The organism is Sulfurimonas sp. (assembly GCF_023229025.1).
Taxonomy (GTDB): Bacteria; Campylobacterota; Campylobacteria; order Campylobacterales; family Sulfurimonadaceae; genus Sulfurimonas.
Genome location: NZ_JALOAA010000064.1, coordinates 1 through 6,547, shown reverse-complemented (window position 1 = coordinate 6,547; position 6,547 = coordinate 1). Strand labels below are relative to the sequence as shown.

7 protein-coding genes are annotated in these 6,547 nt (G+C 38.3%); all 7 read left to right on the top strand.

The window, feature by feature from the left end; all coding sequences use genetic code 11:
- A partial coding sequence (locus tag M0Q20_RS10685; RefSeq protein WP_295061768.1) for an HlyD family secretion protein occupies positions 1–332 on the top strand: 332 nt, incomplete at its 5' end.
- A 6-nt stretch (positions 333–338) separates the two neighbouring features.
- Positions 339–3,395 carry an efflux RND transporter permease subunit gene (locus M0Q20_RS10680; protein ID WP_295061767.1) on the top strand — a complete coding sequence of 1,019 codons (3,057 nt, stop codon included), beginning with the start codon at positions 339–341 and terminating at the stop codon, positions 3,393–3,395.
- 65 nt (positions 3,396–3,460) lie between these two features.
- On the top strand, positions 3,461–3,991 hold the full coding sequence (locus M0Q20_RS10675; protein WP_295061766.1) for a HupE/UreJ family protein: 531 nt from the start codon (positions 3,461–3,463) through the stop codon (positions 3,989–3,991).
- Entirely contained in the window at positions 3,984–4,742 is a 759-nt protein-coding gene (hypB, locus tag M0Q20_RS10670) for a hydrogenase nickel incorporation protein HypB (protein ID WP_295061765.1), read from the top strand. The genes M0Q20_RS10675 and hypB overlap by 8 nt, the downstream gene beginning before the upstream one ends.
- Complete coding sequence (locus M0Q20_RS10665) at positions 4,742–4,990, top strand: HypC/HybG/HupF family hydrogenase formation chaperone (RefSeq protein WP_295061764.1); 249 nt, start codon at positions 4,742–4,744, stop codon at positions 4,988–4,990. The genes hypB and M0Q20_RS10665 overlap by 1 nt, the downstream gene beginning before the upstream one ends.
- On the top strand, positions 4,990–6,135 hold the full coding sequence (gene hypD, locus M0Q20_RS10660) for a hydrogenase formation protein HypD (RefSeq protein ID WP_295061763.1): 1,146 nt from the start codon (positions 4,990–4,992) through the stop codon (positions 6,133–6,135). The genes M0Q20_RS10665 and hypD overlap by 1 nt, the downstream gene beginning before the upstream one ends.
- Positions 6,132–6,547: AIR synthase related protein (locus M0Q20_RS10655; protein ID WP_295061762.1), on the top strand; the 416-nt coding region annotated here is incomplete at its 3' end. The genes hypD and M0Q20_RS10655, both read left to right, overlap by 4 nt.

Below are 6,547 nucleotides of genomic sequence, written 5' to 3'. Positions count from 1 at the left end.
TACTTCTTGCTCCATTTGATGGTGTCGTATATGAAAAAAGCGTAGAAGTAGGGGATGTTGTAACAGAGATGTCGCCAAAAACAGTCTTAAAACTCCAGAGTAAAAGTGAGAGAAAGCTTGTTTTAGAGTTTGACCAGAAGTATTGGCAGGATGTAAAAGCGGGAGATGTATTTAGATACATGGTTGATGGAGACAAGACCCAGCACAGAGGAGTTATCTCAAAAGTTTATCCACATGTAGATAAGCAAAGCAGAAAGCTTAGAGCAGAGGTTGAGGTGACAAACTTTACCACGGGACTCTTTGGTGATGGCTACATTGAATTTAAAAAGTAAACTATAATGTATAAATTAGCAGTCAAAAGACCAATTGCGACCTTAATGTATGTCGTTACATTAGTTATATTTGGGCTTATGAGTTACAAGTCAATGCCATCAGCCCTTTTTCCCAATGTTGATTTTCCGATTGTAACAATCCAGACAAATTACCCAGGTGCAGAAGCAGGAACTATAGAGTCGCAAGTCACCGATGAGATAGAAGATGCAATATCAAGAATCGGCGGAATCGACAGCATAATCTCAAGCAGCAGCGATGGGGTCAGTATTGTGACTGTTAAGTTTTTTTTAGAGCGTGATATTGATGAGTGCGCAAATGATGTAAGAGATAAGGTCTCGGCGGTAAAACTTCCAAACAATGCGCAGACTCCGCTTATAAGTAAGCTCGATATAGGTTCTGCGCCTATAATAAATATATTTTTAACTGCAAAAAATGATAGTTTGAAAAATCTTATGCTTTTTGCGGATGAAAAGGTTAAACCATCAATTCAAAAGGTAAACGGTGTCGGGGCGATTAACATCGTCGGTTATAAAGATAGAGAGATAAAAATATTTCCGGATGCAAAAGAGCTAAACAAGTATGATATTACAGTTGCAGAGCTAAACTCGGCAATCTCGCTAGAGAATGTAAAGATAGGCGGCGGAAAGCTTATAACAAAAAGAGATGAATTTACCATAAAGACTAAAGCTGATGCACTAACCATTGAAGAGCTAAAAAACATAAAGATAAGGGACAATATAAGGCTAAGGGATATTGCAGTCGTTGAGGACTCTTTGAGTGATGCTAAAAGCTATGCTTCATACAACGGAGCAGAAGGTGTCATGCTGGAGGTTCAAAAAATCTCCGGAACAAATACGATTGATATTATAGAGCAGGTTAAAAATATAGTTCCGCAGCTCGAATCAATGGCAAAAAATAGATTTGAGGTAAAAGTACTAAACGACACTTCCCCTTTTATAATAAACTCACTAAAAGATGTGGAGTTTGACCTTATATATGGCTCTCTTCTTGCAGCAATCATCGTTTTTGTATTTTTAAGAAACTTCACCATCACATTAGTCTCGGCACTATCCATCCCCGCTTCTATTTTAGGCACTTTTGCTTTAATGAACTTCATGGGATTTGATTTAAATAAGATGACGCTTATCGGGCTTACCCTTGCCATTGGGATTATTATAGATGATGCGATAGTCGTCATTGAAAATATCTACAAAAAGATGGAAGGCGGCATGAGCAAGTTTGAGGCGGCTTATGAAGGTACAAAAGAGATGGCTTTTACCATCTTAGCTATCTCGGCGATGCTTTTAGCCGTATTTATCCCTGTTTCGTTTATGAGTGGAATAGTCGGCAAGTTTTTTGAGAGTTTTGCCATGACGGTGGGCTTTGCAATCATAATCTCATACACTATCGCACTTAGTTTTATTCCAAGCCTTAGTGCAAGGGTTCTAAAAAGTAAAGAGAGTAGATTTTATGATCTTAGTGAGCCAATTTTTAAAGCTTTAGAGCGTGCTTATGAGCTGATACTGAGATTAGTTCTGAGGTTTAAAGCGACAGTTTTGGTTTTGGTGGTGATAATATTTTTTGCTTCGCTATCTCTGTTTCCAAAAATAGGTATGGATTTTATACCAAAAGAGGATAAATCTGAGTTTGAGATAAAAATAAAAGCTAACACGGGTATATCTCTTGAGGAGATGGTTCGTAAGTCTAAAGAGGTCGAGGATTTGGTAAGAGAAAATCCAGATGTAGAGTACACAACTCTTAGTGTCGGATACAACACAAGCCAAGAGAAGCATAAGGCTCTAATATATGTAAAGCTAAGTGATAAAAGCAAAAGAGAGTTAAATCAAGAGGAGATTATTCAATATTTTAGAAACAAGTTGGAGATTTTTAAAGAGGATATGTTTATAACCGCTTCAGCAATCCCAGATATAAAGGGAGCAGGTGCTTCAGTTCCATACCAAATTGTCTTAAAGTCAGACTCATTTAAAGATTTAGAGACGGCAAAGAAAAATTTAGTTGAGTATCTCTCAAAAAAAGAGGGGTTTGTTGATATTGATACGGATTTGGATGAGACAAAACCGCAGATAGATATAAATATATTAAGAGAGAATGCTTCTGCAATGGGTGTCTCGGCGTCTGATATAGCAGAGGCGGTATCAATAGCTTTTTCAAGTGATTTGGAGATTTCATACTTTGAGGAGAGTGGAAAACAGTATGACATCACGCTAAGGTTTAGTGATGAGCAGAGAGTCTCTTTGGAGGATATTAAAAAACTTCAAGTAAGATCTAAAGAGGGCAGGCTTGTCTATCTAGACGGGTTAGTTACATTTTCAAATAGTCAGACACTTGCAACTATAAATCATTACGATAGAGAGAGGGAAGTCACTGTTTTTGCAGATCTGTTCGGACTTGATTTGGGTGGCGCAGTATCTTACACAGAAGCAGAGATAAGCAATCTTTTGCCGGAGGGTGTTTCATATAGATTTACCGGATTTGCCGAAGAGATGGTAAAAACAGCAGAGGCATTTACGGTAGCGATTGGACTTAGCGTTATTTTGATGTTTATAATTTTGGCAATTTTATATGAGTCGATTGTTCAGCCTGTAATCATAATGGTCTCACTCCCTCTTAGTATAGTCGGTGTTATGTTAGCGCTCTATATCTCGGGGCTTCAATTTAGCCTTTTTGTTATGATTGGCTTTATGCTGCTTATGGGAATGGTAGGAAAGAATGCGGTACTGCTTGTTGATTTTGCAAATCATGCCCTAGAGAGCGGTAAAAATGCCGATGAAGCATTAGTAGAAGCGGGAGAGAAGAGATTAAGACCGATTTTAATGACAACATTTGCAATGGTCTTTGCAATGTTACCGCTAGCACTTGGAGATGGACTAGGAAGCGAGACTAAAGCACCAATGGCAATCTCTATAATAGGCGGGCTCTTAAGCTCAATGGTTTTAACCCTGCTTGTCGTTCCAGTTATATATAGATTAATTTATCCTCTTGATAGATGGTTTAAAAAATTCTATGAGTCTAAATCGATAAAATTGACAAATTCAACTTAGATTTAAAATAAAAATATAAAATAGAGTAACTATTCACTTGAGTAGAAAAAACTAAGGAAAATTGTATGAAAATTCTATTGATGCTCTTATCGTTGTCTGCATTTGCTTTTGGACATACGACTTTTTTACAAAATAGTGGGTTTAGCAGTGGATTTTTACATCCTATGGGTGGTTTAGACCATGTGCTGGCTATGATTGGTGTCGGTATGATTGCTTTTTTTGCATCAAAAAGAGGGTATCTTCTTCTGTTTGCTTTTGTCACAGCTATGCTTGCCGCGGCAATATTTGGCTTCATTGGTGTTAAGATACCTTTTGTTGAGGAGGGGATACTTCTATCTATCGCCGTCGTTTTTGCATTTTTAGGTTTTGCGAAGAAGATATCTATAAAGATTATAGTAACAGTAGTTGCATTTTTTGGATTGTTTCACGGTTTTGCTCATGGAGCTGAATTTCAAAGCGGTAGTTTTGCAACTTACATGTTAGGATTTACTCTATCTACACTTTTTCTTCATCTGAGTGGTATCGCTTTGGCGTACGCATATACCAAGAGTGCTAAAACAGATGCCAAGTGTGTTGTAGAGAAAGAGTATGTGTAAAGATTGCGGCTGCAGTATTGTAGAAGATGTCCACTCTCATGATGGTAACCATTCACATGACCACCATCATGAACATCTGCATGACAACCCACAGTTAAATGACCCTAAAACTATTTCTGTAATTACAAAAATATTAGATAAAAATGATCAAGAAGCAGGGCATAACAGAGAGCATTTTAACTCTCAAGGAGTTCTTTGTATAAACCTGATGAGTTCTCCGGGAAGCGGAAAAACTGCTCTGCTTGAGGCTTTGTCAGATTTGGATGAGTTTAAATTTTCTGTAATAGAGGGAGATTTACAGACAAGCCGTGATGCTGATAGATTAAAAGCAAAAGGGATAGAGGCTCATCAAATTCAAACAGGTTCAGCTTGTCATTTGGATGCGTTTATGGTGCACAAAGCGCTTCATCACATGGACTTGGGTAGTGTGGATGTCTGTTTTATTGAGAATGTCGGAAACCTAGTTTGTCCTGCTAGTTATGATGTTGGAAGTCACTTAAACATAGTTCTTGTCAGCATTCCAGAAGGCGAAGATAAAATTGCAAAATATCCGGTTATGTTTCGCCAAGCGGATTTGATTTTATTTACCAAAACAGATTTGCTCCCATATTTTGAGTATGACATGCAAAAAGAGAAAGAGATGGCAAGAAAGTTAAAGCCAAATGTTGACATACTTGAAGTTAGTACAAAAGATGAAGAGAGTGTTAAAAAAGTTTCCGAGTGGATTAAGTTTAAAATGAGAATGAGATAATGTGCCTCTCAATTCCTAGCAAAGTTGTTAAAATAGATAAGCAAAATGAAGTGGCAACGGTTGATACGATGGGCGTTCAAAGAGAAGCCAGCTTAGCACTTGTTGGCGAAGAAGATATAAAAATAGGCGATTATGTACTTCTTCATATCGGGTTTGTTATGAACAAGATAGATGAGAGTGAGGCTCTTTTGAGCCTTGAAGCATTTGAAAAAATAATTGAGATAATAGACGAGGAAGAGCCGCTTTAATGAAGCAATTAGAGCTTAAAAATCTCTATGATGATTTTAGAGATGCCACCACTATAAAAGCCTATGCAAAAATTATAAACGAAGATGCTGCGAAGCTTAAAAATCCCATAAATATCATGGAAGTTTGCGGCGGACATACGCATACCATCATGAAGTACGGACTTCCTCAACTTCTGCCATCAAACATCAAGTTTATCCACGGTCCCGGATGTCCTGTCTGCATTATGCCAAAAGAGCGAATAGATCATGCCTATGTTTTGAGCATGACAGAAGATGTGATTTTGGTAACTTTAGGCGACATGATAAAAGTGCCGGGAAGTAACGGAAGCCTCCAAGATGCAAGAAGCAAGGGCGCTGATGTTCGTTTTGTGTATTCACCCTTAGAGTGCCTAAAAATTGCAAATGACAATCTAACTAAAAAAATCATCTTTTTTGCCATAGGTTTTGAGACAACAACCCCCATGACAGCGGCTCTTCTTGACGCAGTTATAAAGAAAAACATTAAAAATATCTACTTTCACATAAACCATGTAACAGTTCCAGAAGTCATGCGTGAGCTAATAGACTCCAGAGACATACATGTAGATAGTTACAACAACAAAATAGACGCATTTTTAGGACCCTCTCATGTAAGCGTAATTAGTGGAAGCAAGATATATGAAGAGTTTGCACGAGATTATAACCGCCCAGTGGTAGTTTCAGGATTTGAGCCTGTTGATGTTATGCAGGCAATTAGTATGATAGTCAAGCAGTTTATAGAGGGTAGATGCGAGCTTGAGATAGAGTACAAAAGGCTAGTAACTTATGAGGGAAACCTAAAAGCACAAGAGCTAATAGAGAGATATTTTGATAAAAGAGACCTCTTTAAGTGGAGAGGTTTAGGAAACATACCAAAAAGCGGACTAAAACTAAAGCCAGAATTTAAAGAGTATGACGCTGAGGTTATCTATAAAGAGACTCTTCCAATAGGCGAAATAGAAGACCACAAACTCTGCATCTGCGGAGATATACTAAGAGGAATAGCAAACCCACCAGAATGCACCATCTTTGCAACTGCATGTAAACCAACAAGCCCGATAGGAAGCTGTATGGTAAGCAGCGAGGGCGCATGTGCGGCTTATTATAAGTATGGGAATTTGGTGTGAACAAAACCATAACCCTTGCACATGGAAACGGTGGTGAAGAGAATAATGAACTTATCTCTAAAGTATTTTACAAAGCCTTTAAAAATGAGATACTCGACAAAAGCGAAGATGCGGCTATTGTCCATAATGGGGAGCTTGCGTTTTCTACCGATAGTTTTACGGTCTCGCCTCTCTTTTTTGCAGGAGCGGACATTGGTAAACTTGCGGTTTGTGGTACATGTAACGATTTGGCTATGATGGGAGCACGACCGAAGTATCTTACATGTAGCGTGATTATTGAAGAGGGTTTTGAGACTAGAGAGCTTGAGCGGATTGTGCGGAGTATGAAAAAAGAGCTTGAAATTAACGGTGCGATTGTTGTAGGGGGCGACACTAAGGTTGTGCCTCGTGGGAGTGTTGATAAGATATTTAT